Source organism: Glycomyces algeriensis (assembly GCF_027622855.1).
Lineage (GTDB): Bacteria > Actinomycetota > Actinomycetes > Mycobacteriales > Micromonosporaceae > Glycomyces > Glycomyces algeriensis.
Genome location: NZ_JAPZVR010000018.1, coordinates 24,363 through 42,742 on the forward strand (window position 1 = coordinate 24,363; position 18,380 = coordinate 42,742).

The window sequence follows — 18,380 nt, forward strand, 5'->3', positions numbered from 1 at the left end:
CCCGCCCTGCGCCGCCCCCACCGCCGCGGGCGGCGGGCACGCAGCGCGGCCCGCCCGCCGTCGTCGTTGTGCTGTCGTGTGGTGCGCCTAGGCGAGTGAGATCTGGCCGTCCTCGACGGTGATCTCCACCGGCGGCAGGTCGATGTCGGCCGGGCCCTGCTCGAGCGTGCCCTCGATCGTCCACGTCGATTGGTGCTGGGGGCAGATGATGTTGCCGTCCGCGTCGGGGGCCGCGACGGTCGCGCCCTGGTGCGGGCAGACCGCCGTGAACGCCAGGAACTCGTCCGCGGTCGGCTGCACGATCACGGTCTGGTCGACGACGATCCCGCCGCCCACCGGCACGTCCGAGGTCGCCGCGATCCCGCCGCCCTCACCGGTCGAACCGCCTTCGGTGCCGCTCGAGCCCGTGGTCGAGGAGTCGGAGCCGCTCGGGGACTCCGTGCCGCAGGCCGCGAGCGCTCCCGCGGCCCCCAGCCCGGCCAGTCCGCACATCATGCCGCGCCGGGTCGCCGCCTGACGGCGTACGAGCGGCGCCGTGGTGGCGGTATCGGCCGGGATTCGCACCGCCGGATCGGACCCGTTCCGGGTGTCGGTCATCGTTGAGCTCCTTGCGCTTCAGGTGCGGCGCCGTGAACGGCCGCCGCAAGGCGAGCCGGGGCGCTGCCGCTGCGACGCCTGCGGCGCAACGCTAACGCCCGAATGCCGAGCCTTTCACGCGATACGTCCCCGATCAAGCCTTCTAGTTGAAACTTCATCGAGTTCTCAGCAAGCTCACAGCCCCGCTACACCCCCAGCGACCTCGCGATCAGCATCCGCTGCACCTCATTCGTCCCTTCACCGATCTCCAGCACCTTGCAGTCCCGCCAGGCACGCGCCACCGGCGTCTCGTTCATGAACCCGTACCCGCCGAAGATCTGCGTCGCCTCCCGCGCGTTCTCCACCGCCGCCTGCGACGCGTGCAGCTTCGCCAGCGCCGCATCGGTGCTGAACGGCTCGCCCGCGTCCGCCTTCAGCGCCGCGTCCTGCCACGCCAGCCGCGACGTGTGCGCCCGCAGCCGCATGTCCGCCAGCATGAACGCGATCGACTGGTTCGACGCGATCGGCCGCCCGAACGCCTCGCGCTCCTTCGCGTGCGCCACGGACTCGTCCAGGCACCCCTGCGCCGAGCCCGTCGCCAGCGCCGCGATCGCGACCCGGCCGCTGTCGAGCAGTTCCAGGAACTGCACGAATCCGCGGCCGCGCTGGCCGAGGAGGTTGGCCTCGGGGACGCGGCAGTTGTCGAAGTAGACGGGCCGGGTGTCGGAGGCGCGCCAGCCGACCTTGGAGTACTCGGGGCCGATCTCGAGGCCGGGGGTGCCGGGCTCGACGGCGATGCAGGAGACTTCGCCGGGGCCGGTCTGGGCGGTGGTGACGATGAGGTCGGTCATCTCGGTGCCCGCGTTGGTGATGAAGCACTTCGCGCCGTCGATGACCCATTCGCCGTTCTCGAGGCGGGCCTTGGTGTCGGTGTGGCCGGCGTCGGTGCCGCCGCCGGGTTCGGTGAGGGCGAAGGCGACGAGGCCTTCGCCGGCGGCGAGGCGCGGGAGCCATTTGGCCCGCTGCTCGGGAGTGCCGTAGCGGGCGATGCCTTCGGCGCCGAGGGTCACGGAGGCCTCGACGGTGACGGCGACGGAGGCGTCGACACGGGCGATCTCCTCGAGGGCGAGGCCGAGCATGAAGAGGCCGGCGCCGGCGCCGCCGTACTCCTCGGGGAGGGTGACGCCGAGGACGCCGAGCTTGCCCAGCTCGCGGACGAGGTCGGCGGGGAATTCGCCGCGCTCGTAGAAGTCGCCGATGACCGGTTTGATCTGGTCCTGGGCGAAGGCGCGCACAGCGGCGGCGAATTCGGTCTGCTCGATGTCGAGTCTCATGGCTGGCTCCCTGTTGATGTGCGGATCGCAGGCGTCGCGGGCGGCGGCTACACCGGTGTGATCGGGTGTCTGCGGTCGGAGAACCGGCGGTCCTTGTGGGTCAGCCGGCGGTATCGGGCGATGAGGTCATCGCGGAGGTGGGCGGGTTCGATGATGTCGTCGACGACGAGTTCGCCGGCGAGGCGGCGGAGGTCGACGTCGGCTTCGTACTCGGCGCGCTTGTCGGCCACGAACCGCTCCCGCGTCGCGGGGTCGTCGATGGCGGCGATCTTGTTGGCGTACACGGCGTTGACGGCCGCTTCGGCGCCCATGACGGCGATGCGGGCGGTGGGGAGGGCGAGGCACGCGTCGGAGCCGAAGGCGGGTCCGGCCATGGCGTAGAGGCCGGCGCCGTAGGCCTTGCGGACGACGACGCAGAGTTTGGGGACGGTGGCCTCGGCGACGGCGGCGATCATCTTGGCGCCGTGGCGGATGATGCCGCCGTGCTCGACGGCGGAGCCGACCATGAAGCCGGGGACGTCGGCGAGGAACAGCAGCGGCACGTTGAAGGCGTCGCAGGTGCTGACGAAGCGGGCGGCCTTGTCGGCGGAGTCGGAGAAGAGGACGCCGCCGCGGACGGCGGAGTTGTTGGCGACGATGCCGACGGGCCTGCCGTCGAGGCGGGCGAATGCGGTGAGGAGCTCGCCGGCCCAGCGGGCCTGCACTTCGAGCATCGAGTCGCGGTCGACGAGCCCGTCGAGGAAGTCGTGCATGTCGAACGGCGCGGATTCGCTGGCGGGGATGCTCGCGGCGAGGTCGACCGGGAGCGGGGGCCGGGCGGCGCGCACGGGTGCGGGCTGCGTCCAGTTGGAGGGCAGGTAGGAGAGCCAGCGCCGGACGGAGGCGATGGCCTCGTCCTCGTTGCGGCACAGGAAGTGGCCGACGCCGGACTGCTCGCAGTGGACGCGCGCGCCGCCCATGTCCTCGAGGGTGGTCTTCTCGCCGGTGACCATCTCGACCATGCGGGGGCTGCCGAGGTACATGGAGGCGTTGCCGTCGACCATGGCGACGATGTCGCAGAACGCGGGGATGTAGGCGCCGCCGGCGGCGCTGGGACCGAAGAGGGCGCAGGCCTGCGGGATCTTCCCGGAGGCGCGGACCTGCTCGTGGAAGATCCGGCCGGCGCCGCGGCGGCCGGGGAAGAGCTGGACCTGGTCGGTGATGCGGGCGCCGGCGGAGTCGACGAGGTAGACGATGGGGTGCTGCTCGAGCTGGGCGGCCTCGACGGTGCGGATGATCTTCTCGACGGTGCGCGCGCCCCAGGACCCGGCCTTGACGGTGGAGTCGTTGGCGACGAGCCGGATGGGACGGCCCTGCACGGTGGCGGTGCCGACGACGACGCCGTCGGCGGGGAGGGTCGGGTCCGGGTTGGCCCAGAGGCTGTCCTCGCGGAACGAGTCGGGGTCGCACAGGCGCCGGATGCGCTCGCGCGCGTGGTACTTGCCCGCGGCGGCGGCGGCCTGGTGGTATTTGGCGGCGCCACCGCGCTCGATCCGCTCGCGCTCGGCCGGGTAGTCCCCGAATTCCACGTTGCGGCCTCCTTGCCGAAACAGCGTCCCTTAACGATCGTTAAGGCAAGCATATTGTGTCCCGCCGATCCCCGCGTGTCAACGCATTCGCGTTTCGTGTAATTCAGTTGTTCACCGGCGGGTTCACATCCGGCGCAGAGCGCTGTGCGCCTGCGGTCGCAAACCCGGCCCGTCCGCCCACTCGCATTTCGCCCCGCTCACGCCCGGCCGCAACCGCCCCGTTCACTCCACGAACCCGCCGCGGCTACCCTCGGGGAAACCACCGCGCCACTCCCACACCGCCACCGCACCGCGCCCCCGCCACGTGCCCCGGCACGCCGCCTCCCCCGGAGTTCGATGAGCAACCCCGTGAGCACCAGCGACGCCCCGACCGCGCCCCCCGCGCACGCCCAGCCGGCCCCCCGGCCGCCGCGTCTGCGCGAGATCGACGGCCTCCGCGGCCTCGCCATCGTCGTCATCGCCGTCTACCACATCTGGTTCGACCGCGTCTCCGGCGGCGTCGACGTGTTCCTCCTGCTCTCCGGCTTCTTCATCACCGCGAGCCTCCTCCGCTCCGTCGACCGCACCGGCTCGGTCGCCCCCCTCGCGTTCGCCGCCCGCATCGTCCGCCGCATCTTCCCGCCCGCCCTGGTCGTCGCCGCCGCGAGCGTCGTCATGGCCGTCCTCTGGCTCCCGCGCGCTACCTGGATCCAGCAGCTCGGCGACCTCCTCGCCGCCGCCCTCTACTACGCCAACTGGCACCTCGCCTTCAACTCCGTCGACTACCTCTCCTCCAACAACGGCGCCAGCATCGTCCAGCACTACTGGTCGATGGGCGTCCAGACCCAGTTCTACGTGCTGTGGCCCCTCCTCATCGCCGCCGCGACCGCACTCGCCGCCCGCACCAGACGCAGCCCCCGCCGCACCCTCGCCGCCGCCCTCGCGCTCGTCTTCGCCGCCTCGTTCGCCTTCGCGCTCTGGGAGACCGCCGAGAACCAGGCCTTCGCCTACTTCGACCTCCGCGCCCGCCTCTGGCAATTCGCCGCGGGCGGCCTCCTCGCCCTCGCCCTCCCGCGCCTCCGCACCGCCTTCTCTGACCCCACTGCGCCGCAAGCGAAATGGACGGCCGCGCTCCTCGGCTGGGCGGGCGTCGCCGTCCTCCTCGCCGCCGGGTTCTTCCTCGAGAGCACCCAGTTCCCCGGACTCGCCGCGCTCTGGCCCGTCGGCGGCGCCTGCGCCGTCGTCATCGCCGCGTCCCTCAGCCCCGGCGCCGGCGCCGGGCACCTCCTCAACACCCGGTTCGTCCAGTGGCTCGGCGACCTCTCCTTCACGCTCTACCTCTGGCACTGGCCGATCCTCATCTGCTACCTCAGCGCGACCGGACGCGACACCGCGACCCTCCCCGGCGGCCTCGGCGTCCTCGCCGCCGCGACCGCGCTGGCCGCCGCCACCAACTGGGCCCTGGAGCGGCGCCTCCCCGCCACCGGCCTCGGCCAGCGCACCAAACGCGGCGCGTTCGCGCTCGGCGCGGCGTTCATGGCGCTCGCGCTCGCCGCCTGCGCCGCCATGGCCGGGTACATCGCGTTCGAGCGCGACCGGCTCGCCGAGGCCGCGAACGACCCGGGCCGCTACCCGGGCGCGGCCGTCCTCGCCGAGGGCGTCGAGGTGGCCGAAGCGGACTTCACGCCCTCCACGCTCGACGCCGCCCTCGACTACGACCCGGCGCTCTCGGGCCGCTGCAACCAGACCATGGAGGGCTACGAGCCGATCCGGTGCGACTTCGCCCCCGCCGCCGACGCCGGCGAGGAGTCGGACGGCGACGAGGAGGAGGACGAGGACGGGGCTGCCGACGGCGCGGGCGCCGCCGCCACCGTCGTCATGTACGGCGGCTCCAAGATCTGGCAGTGGCTCCCGGCCGTGCTCGACGCCGCCGCGGACCGGAACTGGCACGTCATCGCGTTCACCAAGAACGCCTGCATCATTGAGACCGGCCAGGAGGCGCTCGGAGAGGAGCGCTACCGCTCGTGCGCCGCGTGGAACGACGCGGTCGTCGCCGAGATCGACGCGATCCAGCCCGACCTGGTGCTCACCTACGGCTCCCGGGTCGGGTACGAGGCGTACGAGACGTTCCCCGACTACACCGACCGCTACGAGCAGCTCCTCGCGACCGGGACGACCGTGGTCGCCCTGCGCGACACCCCGAGCCCCCGCTTCGACATCCCGCTCTGCGTGGACCTCAACGGCCCCAACGCGAACGAGTGCACCGTCGACCGCGCTTCGTACTACGACGAGGGCGCGTTCGAGGCCCTGGAGGTGCCCGCGGGGGTCCACAAGGTCGACCTCACCGGCTACATCTGCGACGGCGACGCCTGCCCGCCGGTGGTCGGCAACGTCCTCGTCTACCGCGACGACGCGCACCTCACCAACACGTACGCTGCGACGCTCGGCCCCTACCTCGGGGCCGAACTCGCCGACGCCCTCGCGAATCCGGCTGCGGGGTAAGCGAAAGGCCCGGCTCACCCGAGCCGGGCCTGAGCGACGGTGTTACGCGGTGACGGCGTCCAGTGCGATCTCCACCATCTCGGAGAACGACTCCTGGCGGTCGGCCGCGGGCAGCTCGGTGCCCTTGAGGATGTGGTCGGAGATGGTGCACAGCGCGAGGGCGCGGGCCTTGAACTTCGCGGCGAGCGTGTAGATCGCCGCGGCCTCCATCTCGATGGCGAGGATGCCGTAGTCGGCGAGCTTCGCCTCGACCTCGGGAGCGTCGGTGTAGAACGTGTCCGAGGAGTACAGCTGGCCCACGTGCAGGTTGATCCCGCGCGCGGCCGCGGCGTCGGCGGAGGCGCGCAGCAGCCCGAAGTCCGCCACCGGCGCGTAGTCGACGACGCCGTTGAAGCGGATGCGGTTCATCGAGGAGTTCGTGGAGGCGCCGATGCCGGCCACCACGTCCCGCAGCTCGATGTCGTTGTGGATCGCGCCGGCCGAGCCCACGCGCACCACCGTCTTCACGCCGTACACGTCGAGCAGCTCGTGCGTGTAGATCGACGCGGACGGCTGGCCCATCCCGGTGCCCTGCACGGACACGCGCTTGCCCTTGTACGTGCCGGTGAACCCGAACATGTTCCTGACCTCGGTGTAGCAGGTCGCGTCCGTGAGGAAGTTCTCGGCGATCCACTTCGCGCGCAGCGGGTCCCCGGGCAGGAGGACGCTCTCGGCGATGTCGCCCGGCTTGGCGGAGATGTGTGCAGTCATGACGCCAGCTTCTCATAAACATCCCATGAATTTGCGGAGACCGGCTGTGAGCTGGATCGCCGGGCCCGCTGCAGTGCGCGCCACCGGGGTCCGGTAGTGTTCTCCGCGGTGGCGTGTCCGAGCGGCCGAAGGAGCTCGCCTCGAAAGCGAGTGTTGGGTAACCCTCAACCGTGGGTTCAAATCCCACCGCCACCGCCAACGTTCCGGATGCCGGGCCTGTGATCACAGGCCCGGCATTCGTTGTTTCTCGCCAAGGGCGGCTAACCTGTCGGGACCGCGCCGCCACCCGGCGGCGCCGACGGCGCTGGAGCGCCGCTCACACGGAGAAAGGCGGCAGCGGGTGAGCCGATCATCGACGGGCGGGAAGATCTTCAGCGGGGCGATCATCGTCCTCTCGCTGCTCCTCGCCGCGATCCTGCTCCTGCACCGGTTCATCCCCAACCGCTGGTTCAACCTCGGCAGCCTCATCGAGACGTTCCTGCCCTGGTTCGGCCTCGCCGTCCCCGTCCTCCTCCTCCTCGCCGCGATCCGCCGCAAGCCCGTGGCCATCGTCTGCGCGATCGTGCCCGGCCTCGTCTGGTTCCAGATGTACGCCGGCCTCATCCCCGACAAGCGCTCCGGCGAAGGGGACTTCCGCGTCGTCGCCCACAACGTCAACGCCGACAACGCCGACACCGCGGGCACGGCCGCGACCCTCCTCGCCGCCGAGCCCGACGTCATCGTCCTCGTCGAGCTCACCGAGGACCAGCGGTACGCCTGGAGCGAGCTCCTCGACGGCCAGTACGAGTACTCCGTCTCCTACGGCACCGTCGCCCTGTGGTCCACCCACCCCGTCCTCGACTCCTACGAGGTCGACCTCGACCTCGGCTGGGCCCGCGCCTTCCGCGCCGCCGTCGACATCGACGGCGAGCCCGTCGCCTTCTATGTGGCGCACCTGCTCTCCGTGCGCGTCAACACCGAGGGCTTCACCTCCGCCCAGCGCAACGAGACCGCGCTCCTCCTCGGCGAGGCCCTCGCCGACGAGGAGCTCGAACGCGTCGTCCTCGCCGGGGACCTGAACGGCACCTCCCAGGACCGCGCGCTCGCCCCGATCACCTACCAGCTGCACTCGGCGCAGGCCGACGCCGGCAAGGGCTTCGGGTTCACCTGGCCGGCCGACACCCCGATGGCGCGGATCGACCAGGTCCTGTACCGCGGCATGGAGGCCACCGGCTCAGAGGTCCTGGACGCGACCGCTTCCGACCATCGCCCGGTCATGGCCGACTTCTCGTTCTCCTGACGTCCGGGACCCCTGGCCCCGAGACCCGTCGGCGCCCTCCGGAATGCAAAGTCCGGGCGGCGTGCAACCACTCGCGACGGTCCGGGCGTCTTGGAGACGTGACCGAAGACGACGCGACCATGATCCTGCCGACCGTCAGCGGCGGCGCCGCCAACGGCTCCGGCGACGACACCGCGGTGTTCGCGCGCGTCGCAGGCGGAGGGCCGGCCGAGCCCGTCCGCGCGCTCATCGAGCTCGACGGCGTCGGCATGACCTACCCCGGTCCGCCGCCCGTCGAAGCCCTCAAGCCGGTCGAGCTGCGCATCGACGACGGCGAGTACGTCGCGATCGTCGGCCCCTCCGGCTCCGGCAAGTCCACCCTCCTGAACCTCCTGGGGCTCCTGGACGCGCCCACCGCGGGCACGTACTGGCTCGACGGCCACGACACCTCCAAGATGAAGGAAGCGCACCGCACCCAGCTGCGCGCCGACAAGATCGGCTTCATCTTCCAGGCGTTCCACCTCATGGCCCACCGCACCGCGACCGAGAACGTCGCCATGTCCCTGGTGTACCAAGGGGTCCCCAAGCGCAAGCGGCGCCAGATCGCGCGCGAGAAGCTCGAACTCGTGGGCCTCTCCCACCGCCTCGACGCCCTCCCGACCACGCTCTCGGGCGGCGAGCGCCAGCGCGTGGCGATCGCCCGCGCTCTCGCGGCCGGGCCGAGCCTGCTGCTGTGCGACGAGCCCACCGGCAACCTCGACTCCAAGACCGCCGACTCCATCATGGCCACATTGGACGAACTGCACGCCGAGGGCCTGACCATCCTCATCATCACCCACGACCACGAAGTGGCCGAACGCGCCCAGCGCGCCGTCACCATCCGCGACGGCCAACTCCGCGAAGGCAACCACCTCCACGACGACGGCCACCACACCGTCCCCACCGACCGGGTCGCCCCCGGCACCCTGGTGATGCCGAAGGCGAACTGAACAGACTTCCTTCCTCCCAAAAGGACTGCGGGCCCGCGCCGAAAGGCGCGGGCCCGCAGTTCGCTTGCGGCGGTGTCAGTCCCGGTCGTCGGGCGGCGTGCTCGCGTCCGGCGGTGTGGCGCCGTCCGTGGGCTCGTCCTCCTTGTAGTCCTTGCCGTTGGAGACGAGGATGTAGATCGGGCTGCCGCTCGGCGCCGAGCCGGTCATCGAGGTCGAGAACGCTTCGCCCTCTTTGCAGTCGGAGTCGAAGGTGCCGGCCGCGATCGACGCGTCGAACCCGGCGTTCGCCACGCGCGAGCGGGCGTCGTCGGCGTCCATGCAGTCGATGGACGGGATCGACACCAGGTTCTTGCCGTTGATCATCGCGTTGGTCGGCTTGCTCCAGTCCTCCTCGGGGAGGTCCTTCACGGCCGACTTGAGGATCGAGACGCCGACCTCCTTCACCGAGACCTTCAGATCCGCTGTGGCCACATTGGACCGGAAGCTGGCGTCAGGGTCGCCGACGAACGTCGCGGTGGTGGCGTTCGGCGTCGACCCGATGAACCAGTAGGAGCGGTCGGAGTCGGCGGTGCCGGTCTTGCCGAACAGCGGCCGGTCGAAGTTGCCGGTGTAGGAGGCGGCGGTGCCGTTCCCGGAACAGCGCGTGCCCTCCGGGCTCTGGCCGACCACGCAGCGCCCGGCGGAGACGGCCGCGTTCGCGACCTCCTTCGGGAAGGCCTGGTCGCATTGCGGCGCAGCGGCATCGGGCAGTTCCGCGCCGTCGGCCCCGAACACCTGCATCACGGGCAGCGGCTCGCAGTGCAGCCCTTCGGCTGCGACGGTCGCGTAGGCCTCGGCCATCTCCAGCGGCGTCGTCGCGTCGAACCCGAGGGTGAAGGTGCCGTAGTCGTTCAGCGAGTCGCTCTCCGCGTGCTGGGTCGCGGTGCTGTCAGGGGCGAAGTCGATGCCCGAGGCGACCGCGGCCTCGTAGGCCTTCTTGGTGCCTACCGCCTGCTGGAGCTGCACGAACGCGGTGTTCGAGGAGCGCCCGAACATGGCCCACATGTTCATCGGCCCGGAGGACCAGCCGCCGTCGTTGGACGGGCACCAGTGGCGCTGGTCGTTTTCGGTGGTGCTGCCGCACGCGGACGGGTCGCTCGCCGCGGTGAGGTACTGCGACGTGAGTCGCCCGGGCGAGGGGAGCGCGGTCCGCAGCGGGAAGCCCGCGTCGAGGGCCGCGACCATCGTGAACATCTTGAACGTCGAGCCCGCCGGGTAGCCGGAGACCTCGTCGTTGCCGCTGAGGAGCGGGATCGTCGTGTTCGGGTAGTTCGAGGGCTTGGAGTCGTCGCCGTCGGTGCGGGGCTTGTTCTCGGTCTGGTCGAGACTGTAGTTGCGGTTCACGGCCATCGCGCGCACGTGCCCGGTGCCCGGGGTGATGGTGACGGATCCGAGGGCGGCGGAGTTGTTGACGCTCACCTCTTCGGTGAGGCGCTCGGTGGCCTGGTCCTGGAGTTTCGCGTCGAGGCTGGTGACGATCTTGAAGCCGCCGCGCTTGAGCAGGCTCATGCGGTCGCGTTCGGTCTCCCCGAAGGCTTCCTGGCTGGTCCACCACTCTTTGAAGTAGTCGCAGAAGAAGCCCCAGTTGGGGGTCGCGACGTCGACGCATTCGCTGCGGACGGGGCGCGGGTTCAGGCCGAGCGGGAGTTCCTTGGCCTCGTCGGCCTCGGCCTGCTCGAGCTTGCCGAGTCCGACCATGCGGTCGAGGATCCAGTTGCGGCGGTCGACGATGGCCTGGTCGTCGCCTTCACCGTCGAGGAGGCCGTCGGCGAGCGAGGGGAACTTCGGCAGTGAGGCGAGGGTCGCGGCCTCGGCGGCGGTGAGCTCGCTGGGGGACTTGTTGAAGTACGTATACGACCCCGCGTGCACACCGTAAGCCTGGTTGCCGAGATAGATCACGTTCAGGTAGCCCTCGAGGATGTCCTCTTTGGACATCGTCTCTTCGATGCCCATGGCGTACCTGGCTTCTCGGAGCTTGCGCTCGTACGTGTCCTCGGAGGCGGCGATGACCTCGTCGATGGTTGAAGCCGAGTAGATCAGGGTATTGCGTACGAACTGCATGGTGAGGGTCGACGCCCCCTGGGAGTCGCCGCCCTGGTTCGCCACGGCGGCGCGGATGATTCCGGCCCAGTCGACTCCGTTGTGCTCGTAGAACTTCGAGTCCTCGGCCGCCAGGAGCGCGTCGATCATGACAGGAGAGACCTCGTCGAGGGAGACCTCGCGGCGGTTCTCCTCGTAGAAGGAGGTGATGAGCGTCTCGCCATCGGACGCGTACACATAGGTCGTCTGCGGCAAGGTGGGTTTGGTGAGTTCTGTCGGCAGCGACTCGAATGAGTTGACGCTGTTCTCGGCAACGAGGCCGCCGAGTCCGACGAGGGGGAAGGCGGCCGCGGCTGCGAGCACGCCGGCGAGCACACCGCAGATCAGCAGTGCGATGCCGTCCCTCAGGGGACTCCGGTCGCGTTTCAAGGTCTCCACCGCCTCAGATTAGAACGAACGTCGGGAAGTGCGAACCGGCAGCATCCTCGAACCGGAAGGCGACTCACATGCAAGGCGACATGAATGCCCGCAATTGATACGCCCCCATCCGGAAGGGGAGATGCGCTCGTATCGGAATCGTTATTATCGCGAGCTGCCATCGCGTAGTGAACCGTAGGGGTGAAGCCGTACCGCGGAGTCCGATTTTCGTCTCGGAGAGTAGTCAAACCCTTACGAGAGGTGTAAGGTCCGTTCTGACGGCCACATTGAGTGATCGAGAGGTCACTCTGATGTAGTCGTCGGGGGGTATGAAGGGGAAAGATCTCACGGGGAGGTCATGCGGATGGGACTGCTGATCGACTGGACGACCAAGGCGCTATGTCAGGAAGGTGATCCTGACGCCCTGTTCGTGCAAGGAGCAGAGCAGAACAACGCCAAGAAAGTGTGCCGAGGCTGTCCGGTACGGCTGGAATGTCTCGCCGACGCGCTCGACAATCGCATCGAGTTCGGCGTCTGGGGCGGCATGACCGAGCGGGAGCGGAGGGCACTGCTGCGCAGGCACGCGGACGTCCGCTCCTGGAGAGCGGTCTTCGAGGTCGCACTTGAGGAGGAGCAGCGAAGCGCCCGCAAGGGCAACCGGCGCCGGATACCGGTGGACGTCAACTTCTTACCGGCGAGCCTCTCCATGAAAGGCTTGAACGCCGCGCCTGGACGGCATCCCCGTCCGGGCGCGTTTTTCATGCCCGCGCCCCACCTGTGGATAACACTACGCCTAAGGAACAGGCAAAATAAGCAATACTCGCAAAGTTATCCACAGGCTGAAAAAGAGTGCTTGGCATCCGGTACCGGACATGTGATTGTTGATAGATAAAAACGGTTGCTCCGCCGGTGGTGGTGGAAGTGCGGAGTGGCGATCCGGTCCTGGCAGGACTGGCGGCGAATGTGGGAACCCCGGGGGCCGCCCCCGAAGACCGCGCGGGAGTGCACTCCCGCGCGGCTCCTGCCAGGAGACCTCGCGAGGAAGACGCGGGCGCATCGGCAAAGGCGCCGATGCGCTCGCACCACAACCTCACCGACCGGCACCAGACCAGCCGGCCAAGACCAAGCAGCAAGATCAACCCAGCACCGAACCAGGCACCCGACCGACCAGACGGCAGCCAAGCACCTGAACCAACGATCGCCGACAAACGCACGATCCGAAGCGCCTCGGCGAACCGCTCGACTACTCCGAGCCCACGCTCGGCGCAAGCGCCCGCCCAGGACCCGGCCAACAGGATCCTGGACGGCGACCGGCTGGCAGGCATTCGACCAGCGCTCGACAGCTAGCAGCCGTTAAGCGCCCGCGGCCACCGCGCCGAAGGCGCGCAGGTCGTCGAGGTCCACGACCTCCACGCCCAGCGCCGGCAGCCGCCGCTGCGGGACCTCAGGGCACGCGGCCGCATAGCGGGCCGCGACCCGCTCCTCGGCGGCCCGCCGCCGGGCCAGGTCCGCGTGGGTCCGCAGGACCGCCGCGACCGGGTCGTCCGCGTCGGACTCCTCGAGGGCCGCCGCCGCACCGAGCGCCCGCTCAGCCGTCAGATCGGCCGCGACCGGGGTCAGGCGGTTCAGGATCATCCCGTCGAGCGGCATCCGCTCCTCGGTGAGGCGCCGCGTGAAGTACACGGCCTCGCCCACGGCCGCCGGCTCCGGGGCCGCGATCACCAGGAACGAAGTCTGGTCGTCCTGCAGGGTCCGGAAGGTCGCCTCCGCGCGCTTGCGGAAACCGCCGAAGGTGTCCTCCAGGCTCGCGGTGAACTCCGCGACATCGGTGAGCAGGTGCCCGCCGAGGACCTTGTTGAACACCCGCGTGAACACCGCCGCGCTCGCGCCCATGAGCGACAGCATCGACCGCCGCGCGCCGGGCGTCGAGGCCGACAGCAGCCGGATGACCCGGCCGTCGAGCAGCCGCGCGAGCCGCGCCGGCGCGTCGAGGAAGTCGAGCGCCGACCGCGAGGGCGGTGTGTCCAGCACGATGAGGTCCCACTGACCGGTCGCGCGGAGCTGGCCGAGCTTCTCCATCGCCATGTACTCCTGCGTGCCCGAGAACGTCGACGACACCGCCTGGTAGAACGGGTTCGCGAAGATCTCCGCCGCCCGCTCCGGGGTCGTATGCGAGGCCACCACCTCGTCGAACGTGCGCTTCATGTCGAGCATCATCGCGTCCAGCGAACCGCCGCGCACCGCCTCGACCGCCTTCGGGACGTTCCCGAGGGCCTCCATCCCCAGCGACTGCGCGAGCCGCCGGGCCGGGTCGATCGTCAGGACCACCGTGCGCCGCCCGTGGACCTCGGCCGCGCGCAGCGCGAGCGCCGCCGCGGTCGTGGTCTTCCCGACGCCGCCCGAACCGCAGCAAGCGATCACATGCTTGCCCGCGTCGCCCAGCAGGGCGTCGATGTCGAGCTCAGGGACCTCAGCCATTGCGCCGTCCTCCGATGATCAAGGGCCGCAGGACGCGGGCGAGCTGGTAGAGACCCGAAAGATCCACGCCCTCGGGCAGCAGCGGCAGCTCGGCGACCGGGCGGCCGAGCCGCTCAAGCCGATCCCGGTACGCGTCCACCGACTCGATCTCCGCCCTCGCCGCCGTGTACTCCTCGACCAGGCCCGAAACCATTGCGTCGTCCGGGTTCAACCCGACCCGCTCCAGGCCCGCCATGATCTGCGCCGCGTCGACCTCCACGGCCTTCGCCCCTGCGACCTTGTTCAGCACGAGCTGCCCCACCGGCAGATCGGCGGCCATGAGCTCCTTGTACGCGTCCACGGTTTCCTGCACCGGCATCGCCGCCGGCGTCGTCACCACATGCACCGCCGTCAGCGACGAATGCAGCATCCGCGCCACCGACCGCGAGTGCTTCCCGATCGGGCCCGTCTTCGCCAGCCGCCCGCTCTCCACGGTCACGTTCAGGAACTTCACCACCCGGCCCGTCGGCGGCGCGTCGAGCACCACCGCGTCATAGGCCATCCGCCCTGACTCGGTGCGCGACGCCGCCTCCTTGAGCTTCCCAGTGAGCAGGATGTCCCGCAGCCCCGGCGCGATCGTCGTCGCGAAGTCGATAGCCCCGAACTTCTGCAGCGCCTTCCCGGCCGACCCGAGCCGGTAGAACATCGTCAAATAGTCGAGCAGGGCCTCGTCCGCGTCCACCGACTGCCCGAAGACCTCCCCGCCGTCGAGCCCCGCGGCCAGATGCCGCTCCTCGTAACCCAGCGACGGCGCCTCGAACAGCGGCGCGATCCCTTGGCGCCCTTCGACCTCCGCCAGCAGCACCCGCCGCCCGGAGCCGGCCAGGGCCAGCGCCAGCGCGGCCGCGACCGAGGTCTTCCCCGTGCCGCCCTTCCCGGTGACGATGTGCAGGCGCGGCACCGGGAACGCTGAGGCAGTCATTCACCGGAGTCTAGTCATTCCGCGGTGATCCCGCAGATGAGCCATTGCGGCTCGCCTTCCTCGGCCACGAGCGCGAACTCCCACGTGGCCGGGTGCGAGAAGGCGTCGTCGCCGCCGCCGACGCGGATCTCGGCGGTGACCGTGGCCGCGCCGACCGACCGGCCCGTCTCTTCGACCTCGCCCCAATGGAAGTCGCCGGGCCCGTCGAGGAACGAGAGGGCCGCGACGGCCTCGCTCAGGTCGCTGTCGGCCTTGTCGGCGCACAGCCAGGTGGCGGCGGCTTCGGCGTCGCGCTGGCCGAGCAGCGCATCGAGGAACGCGTCGACGGTGCGCTCCGGCGTGTCGGTGACGTCGGCGACGTCCACGAAGAGGCGCATCGCGCCGAGGACGAGCGCGACGCAGAACGCGGCGACGGCGGCCGCGATGATCCACGTCCACAGGCGGTTCGGCCGCTCGCGCGGCGGTTCGTGCCGCCCGGGCGTCGCGGCTTCCTGGACGTGCCGCCCGTGGCTCTCGAGCGGCGGGGCCGCCGTCGCATCGCCGGACGGTTCGTCATGAGGCGCGGATTTCGAGAAAGGCGCAGCCGAAGATGGCGCGGTCGAGGACGGCGCACTGGTGTCTGACGACACGGGAACTCCCTGGTTCGACTGGTGCGGTCCGTGACGGCGCACCGTAAGGACTTCGGGGGAGGCGACGCACTCTGAGCGTAGCGGTGCGACGCCGTCTGATCAAGACGCCGTACTGTGGGCGCATGGAGAAATGGGAGTACCTCACCGCGCCGCTGCTGATCCACAACACCAAGATGATCCTCGACAACTTCGGGGACGAAGGCTGGGAACTGGTGACCGTCCTGCCCGGCCAGAACTCGGAGCAGCTCGTGGCGTACTTCAAGCGCAAGAAGGAGCAGTAGCGGTGACCGATGTGGACAAGGCGCTGGCGCGCCTGGGACTCTCGCTGCCGGAGGTCGTGAAGCCGCTGGCCGCCTACCAGCCGGCCGTCCGCTCCGGGGACTACGTGTACACCTCGGGGCAGCTGCCGATGGTCGACGGTTCGCTCGTGGCGACCGGCAAGGTCGGGGCCGAGGTCGACCCCGAGCAGGGTTACGACCTGGCACGCATCTGCGCGTTGAACGCGCTGGCGGCGGTGGCGTCGATCGCGCCGCTGGACCAGGTCGTGCGGATCGTGAAGGTCGTCGGGTTCGTGGCTTCGGCGCCCGGGTTCACCGGTCAGCCGAAGGTGCTCAACGGCGCTTCGGAGCTGCTCGGGGAGGTCTTCGGCGAGGCCGGGACGCACGCGCGCAGCGCGGTCGGCGTGGCCGAGCTGCCGCTGGGCGCTCCGGTCGAAGTCGAGCTGATCGCCGAGCTCGCCCCGAGTGCGAAGACCGTTCTGGTCTGATCGTTCGTTTCCCGGCCGGTACCGCACGTGCGGTACCGGCCGGTTTTGCGTTCCGGGCGTCCGGGGCGCGGCCGCCGCGCGTCAGGTGATGGACGGCAGGACGCGGGTCTCGACCTCGCCGAGGGCGATGGTGGTGCCGCGGGGGCCCGGGGCGGTCGCGGTGACCTTCACCGTGTCGCCGTTCTCGAGGTTGAACTGGCCGGTGACGGCCTCGCCGGAGCCGTAGAGCATGCCGGCGCGCAGGAGCGCGCCGCCGGAGGTGAGCTGCGCGAGCTGCTGCGCGGGGGTCCAGTAGGACTCGGCGAAGTCGGCCCCGGCGACGGCGACGCCGTTCACCTCGATGCTCAGGTGCAGGTCGAACCCGTACCGGTCGGATTCCTTCAGGTAGGAAGCCATGTCAGCCTTGGGCTCGGGGGCGGCGGTGCGAGCGGCGCCGAGCGCTTCGATGGGCGTCACCCAGGCGCTCATGGAGGTCGCGAACGACTTGGACGCGAACGGGCCGAGCCCGTCGGTCTCGAGCTCGGCGAAGTCGCGGGCGGTCCAGTCGTTGAGGAGGACCGCGCCGAACACGTGGTCCTCGAACGCGTCCGGGGACACGGGCCGGCCGAGCTCGGTCTCGCCGCCGATGAGGAAGCCGACCTCGGCTTCGATGTCGAGGGCCCGGGTGGGCCCGAAGGCGGGCTGGCCGTCGTCGCCGCGGCGGTGCCCGGCGGGGCGCACGAGGTCCATCCCGGAGGGGACGATCGTCGAGGCGCGGCCGTTGGAGGCGCGCGGGTGGATGCGGGCGGCGTCGGGCGCGCGCATGGTGAAGTCGACGTAGTCGGTCACCAGGAGCGGGGCGTGCATGATCGCGTCGCCGAGCGGCGTGAGCCAGTTCGACGCGACCTCCCGGATGCTCGATTCGGTGAGGGCCTCCTGGACCTGGGTCCGGATCTGCTTCCAGGCGGGCTTGCCGAGCGACAGGAGCCGGTTGAGGGCGGGGTCGCGCAGGGCGGTGCAGGCGGCGCAGGTCTGGCAGTCGCCCGAGAGGACCGCCTTGTGCATGTCGAGGATCTGGTCGCCGATGCGGACGCCGATCCGCGGCAGGGTCTCGTCCGCGGTCGAGAAGACCCCGAACGGGAGATTGTGAATGTTGTAGGGACTCTCGTCGGCCCCGGGAACCCAGCAGGTCGTCACTAGCTCGTCCTCCAAAGATCGTGGTGAAGGAGTAACGAGCGCCGCGCGGGAAAGGTCACTCGGGGTTGCGGTGCCTGCGCAGAACTGTGAACCATCCCACCCATGCGGCGACGGCGACGACGGCGAAGAAGAGGCGCGCCCCGGGGTCGATCTCACTGCCGAGCAGGGCCGGGACGGCGAAGACGACGGCGATGCCGAGGAGGACGGAGCGTCCGAGCGCCCCGCGGAAGAGGCCGGTGCCGTAGATCTTGCTGCGCCAGGCCGGATCGGCCGCGTCGGCGTCCACCCAGCGGCGCGGTGTGCGGCGGGCCTCGGGCGGCAGGCGGTCGCCGGGGGCGAAGCCCTGCAGGATCTCCTCGGCCCCTGCGAGGCGGTCGGGTTCGAGGTCCTCGGCGGCCTGGCGCGAGCGTTTCGCGAGGTCGTCCATGTCGAGGCTCTCGGCGATCGCGGCCAGTGCCAGGTGCGTGCGGGGCTGGGAGGGCGCGAGGTTCACGGCGTTCCACGCGGCGTCGAGGGCGGGCTGGGCGGCGCCGGCGCGGCGGGTGATGAGCGCGTAGTGGACGTGGTGCTGCCAGGACTGGCGGTCGAGTTCGAGCATGCTGGCGGCGGCCTGGAGGGCTTCGTCGCGCCTGCCGGTGTCGGCGAGGGCGTAGCCGCGGGTGATCATCGCCCGCGGGTGCCCTGGTTCGTGGGCGAGGGCGGCTCCGGCGTAGGTGAGCGCCTCGTCGGGGTCGTGGTCGGCGAGCGCGCAGGCGGCGGCCATGGCGTTCGCGTCGGGGTCGAGGGGGTCGACGCGCAGGGCGGCGTCGACCTCCGCGCGGGCGTCGGCGACCTGGCCGAGGTCGTACAGCATGTCGGCGCGTTTGAGGTACTCCGCGACGGTGCGGCGGGTGGGGTCTGCGTCCATGGGATAACTTC

The 18,380-nt window shown here is 70.4% G+C and carries 15 protein-coding genes, 1 tRNA gene and 1 pseudogene; 7 read left to right on the plus strand and 10 right to left on the minus strand.

Features of this window, described 5'->3' with window-relative positions:
- Window positions 1-87: 87 nt before the first annotated feature.
- The 3 genes from O2L52_RS22045 to O2L52_RS22055 form a co-directional block, all read right to left on the minus strand.
- Window positions 88-597, minus strand: a complete 510-nt coding sequence (locus O2L52_RS22045; RefSeq protein WP_270118264.1) for a Rieske (2Fe-2S) protein — start codon at window positions 595-597, stop codon at window positions 88-90.
- 185 nt (window positions 598-782) lie between these two features.
- On the minus strand, window positions 783-1,910 hold the full coding sequence (locus tag O2L52_RS22050) for an acyl-CoA dehydrogenase family protein (protein WP_270118265.1): 1,128 nt from the start codon (window positions 1,908-1,910) through the stop codon (window positions 783-785).
- Window positions 1,911-1,957: 47 nt separating this feature from the next.
- Window positions 1,958-3,478: an acyl-CoA carboxylase subunit beta gene (locus O2L52_RS22055; protein ID WP_270118266.1), complete on the minus strand. Its 1,521-nt coding sequence runs from the start codon at window positions 3,476-3,478 to the stop codon at window positions 1,958-1,960.
- Window positions 3,479-3,826: 348 nt separating this feature from the next.
- Between O2L52_RS22055 and O2L52_RS22060 the strand changes: the two genes are divergently transcribed.
- Window positions 3,827-5,959, plus strand: a complete 2,133-nt coding sequence (locus tag O2L52_RS22060) for an acyltransferase family protein (RefSeq protein ID WP_270118267.1) — start codon at window positions 3,827-3,829, stop codon at window positions 5,957-5,959.
- A gap of 42 nt (window positions 5,960-6,001) precedes the next feature.
- Here the strand turns inward: O2L52_RS22060 and deoD are convergent, their stop codons facing one another.
- Window positions 6,002-6,709 carry a purine-nucleoside phosphorylase gene (gene deoD / locus O2L52_RS22065; RefSeq protein ID WP_270118268.1) on the minus strand — a complete coding sequence of 236 codons (708 nt, stop codon included), beginning with the start codon at window positions 6,707-6,709 and terminating at the stop codon, window positions 6,002-6,004.
- 107 nt (window positions 6,710-6,816) lie between these two features.
- Here deoD and O2L52_RS22070 point away from each other — a divergent pair.
- The 3 genes from O2L52_RS22070 (at window position 6,817) to O2L52_RS22080 (ending at window position 8,956) form a co-directional block, all read left to right on the plus strand.
- A tRNA-Ser gene (locus O2L52_RS22070) sits at window positions 6,817-6,907 on the plus strand.
- 142 nt (window positions 6,908-7,049) lie between these two features.
- Window positions 7,050-7,988, plus strand: coding sequence for an endonuclease/exonuclease/phosphatase family protein (locus O2L52_RS22075; RefSeq protein WP_270118269.1), 939 nt, complete (start codon window positions 7,050-7,052; stop codon window positions 7,986-7,988).
- A 248-nt stretch (window positions 7,989-8,236) separates the two neighbouring features.
- Entirely contained in the window at window positions 8,237-8,956 is a 720-nt protein-coding gene (locus O2L52_RS22080; protein WP_344471691.1) for an ABC transporter ATP-binding protein, read from the plus strand.
- A gap of 75 nt (window positions 8,957-9,031) precedes the next feature.
- Here the strand turns inward: O2L52_RS22080 and O2L52_RS22085 are convergent, their stop codons facing one another.
- Window positions 9,032-11,473 (minus strand): transglycosylase domain-containing protein, encoded by a 2,442-nt coding sequence (locus O2L52_RS22085; RefSeq protein ID WP_270118272.1) that lies wholly within the window; start codon window positions 11,471-11,473, stop codon window positions 9,032-9,034.
- Between the two features lie 343 nt (window positions 11,474-11,816).
- Between O2L52_RS22085 and O2L52_RS25515 the strand changes: the two are divergent.
- Window positions 11,817-12,092, plus strand: a pseudogene (locus O2L52_RS25515) (WhiB family transcriptional regulator); the annotation flags it as partial.
- A gap of 713 nt (window positions 12,093-12,805) precedes the next feature.
- Here the strand turns inward: O2L52_RS25515 and O2L52_RS22095 are convergent.
- From O2L52_RS22095 to O2L52_RS22105, 3 genes are read right to left on the minus strand one after another with little or no spacing between them, the layout of a single operon-like run.
- Window positions 12,806-13,930, minus strand: coding sequence for an ArsA family ATPase (locus tag O2L52_RS22095; protein ID WP_270118274.1), 1,125 nt, complete (start codon window positions 13,928-13,930; stop codon window positions 12,806-12,808).
- Window positions 13,923-14,891, minus strand: coding sequence for an ArsA-related P-loop ATPase (locus O2L52_RS22100; protein WP_270118276.1), 969 nt, complete (start codon window positions 14,889-14,891; stop codon window positions 13,923-13,925). Before O2L52_RS22100 ends, O2L52_RS22095 begins: the two co-directional genes overlap by 8 nt.
- A 14-nt stretch (window positions 14,892-14,905) precedes the next feature.
- Window positions 14,906-15,520 (minus strand): hypothetical protein, encoded by a 615-nt coding sequence (locus O2L52_RS22105; protein WP_270118277.1) that lies wholly within the window; start codon window positions 15,518-15,520, stop codon window positions 14,906-14,908.
- A gap of 122 nt (window positions 15,521-15,642) precedes the next feature.
- Here O2L52_RS22105 and O2L52_RS22110 point away from each other — a divergent pair, with 122 nt between their 5' ends.
- Both O2L52_RS22110 and O2L52_RS22115 read left to right on the plus strand, forming a co-directional pair.
- Entirely contained in the window at window positions 15,643-15,801 is a 159-nt protein-coding gene (locus O2L52_RS22110; RefSeq protein ID WP_205325936.1) for a hypothetical protein, read from the plus strand.
- A 2-nt stretch (window positions 15,802-15,803) separates the two neighbouring features.
- Window positions 15,804-16,286 carry a RidA family protein gene (locus O2L52_RS22115; RefSeq protein WP_270118278.1) on the plus strand — a complete coding sequence of 161 codons (483 nt, stop codon included), beginning with the start codon at window positions 15,804-15,806 and terminating at the stop codon, window positions 16,284-16,286.
- A gap of 81 nt (window positions 16,287-16,367) precedes the next feature.
- Here O2L52_RS22115 and O2L52_RS22120 read toward each other — a convergent pair whose 3' ends face one another.
- Complete coding sequence (locus O2L52_RS22120; protein WP_270118280.1) at window positions 16,368-17,462, minus strand: fumarylacetoacetate hydrolase family protein; 1,095 nt, start codon at window positions 17,460-17,462, stop codon at window positions 16,368-16,370.
- 55 nt (window positions 17,463-17,517) lie between these two features.
- A complete protein-coding gene (locus O2L52_RS22125) occupies window positions 17,518-18,369 on the minus strand; it encodes a tetratricopeptide repeat protein (protein WP_270118282.1) in 852 nt (283 codons plus the stop codon).
- Window positions 18,370-18,380 lie beyond the last annotated feature (11 nt).

Bases quoted from the DNA above. Each gene is read 5' to 3' on its own strand.
- O2L52_RS22045 (WP_270118264.1), bottom strand. From the start codon at position 597: ATGACCGACACCCGGAACGGGTCCGATCCGGCGGTGCGAATCCCGGCC.
- O2L52_RS22050 (WP_270118265.1), bottom strand. From the start codon at position 1,910: ATGAGACTCGACATCGAGCAGACCGAATTCGCCGCCGCTGTGCGCGCC.
- deoD (WP_270118268.1), bottom strand. From the start codon at position 6,709: ATGACTGCACACATCTCCGCCAAGCCGGGCGACATCGCCGAGAGCGTC.
- O2L52_RS22080 (WP_344471691.1), top strand. From the start codon at position 8,237: ATGACCTACCCCGGTCCGCCGCCCGTCGAAGCCCTCAAGCCGGTCGAG.
- O2L52_RS22095 (WP_270118274.1), bottom strand. From the start codon at position 13,930: ATGGCTGAGGTCCCTGAGCTCGACATCGACGCCCTGCTGGGCGACGCG.
- O2L52_RS22100 (WP_270118276.1), bottom strand. From the start codon at position 14,891: ATGACTGCCTCAGCGTTCCCGGTGCCGCGCCTGCACATCGTCACCGGG.
- O2L52_RS22110 (WP_205325936.1), top strand. From the start codon at position 15,643: ATGGAGAAATGGGAGTACCTCACCGCGCCGCTGCTGATCCACAACACC.
- O2L52_RS22125 (WP_270118282.1), bottom strand. From the start codon at position 18,369: ATGGACGCAGACCCCACCCGCCGCACCGTCGCGGAGTACCTCAAACGC.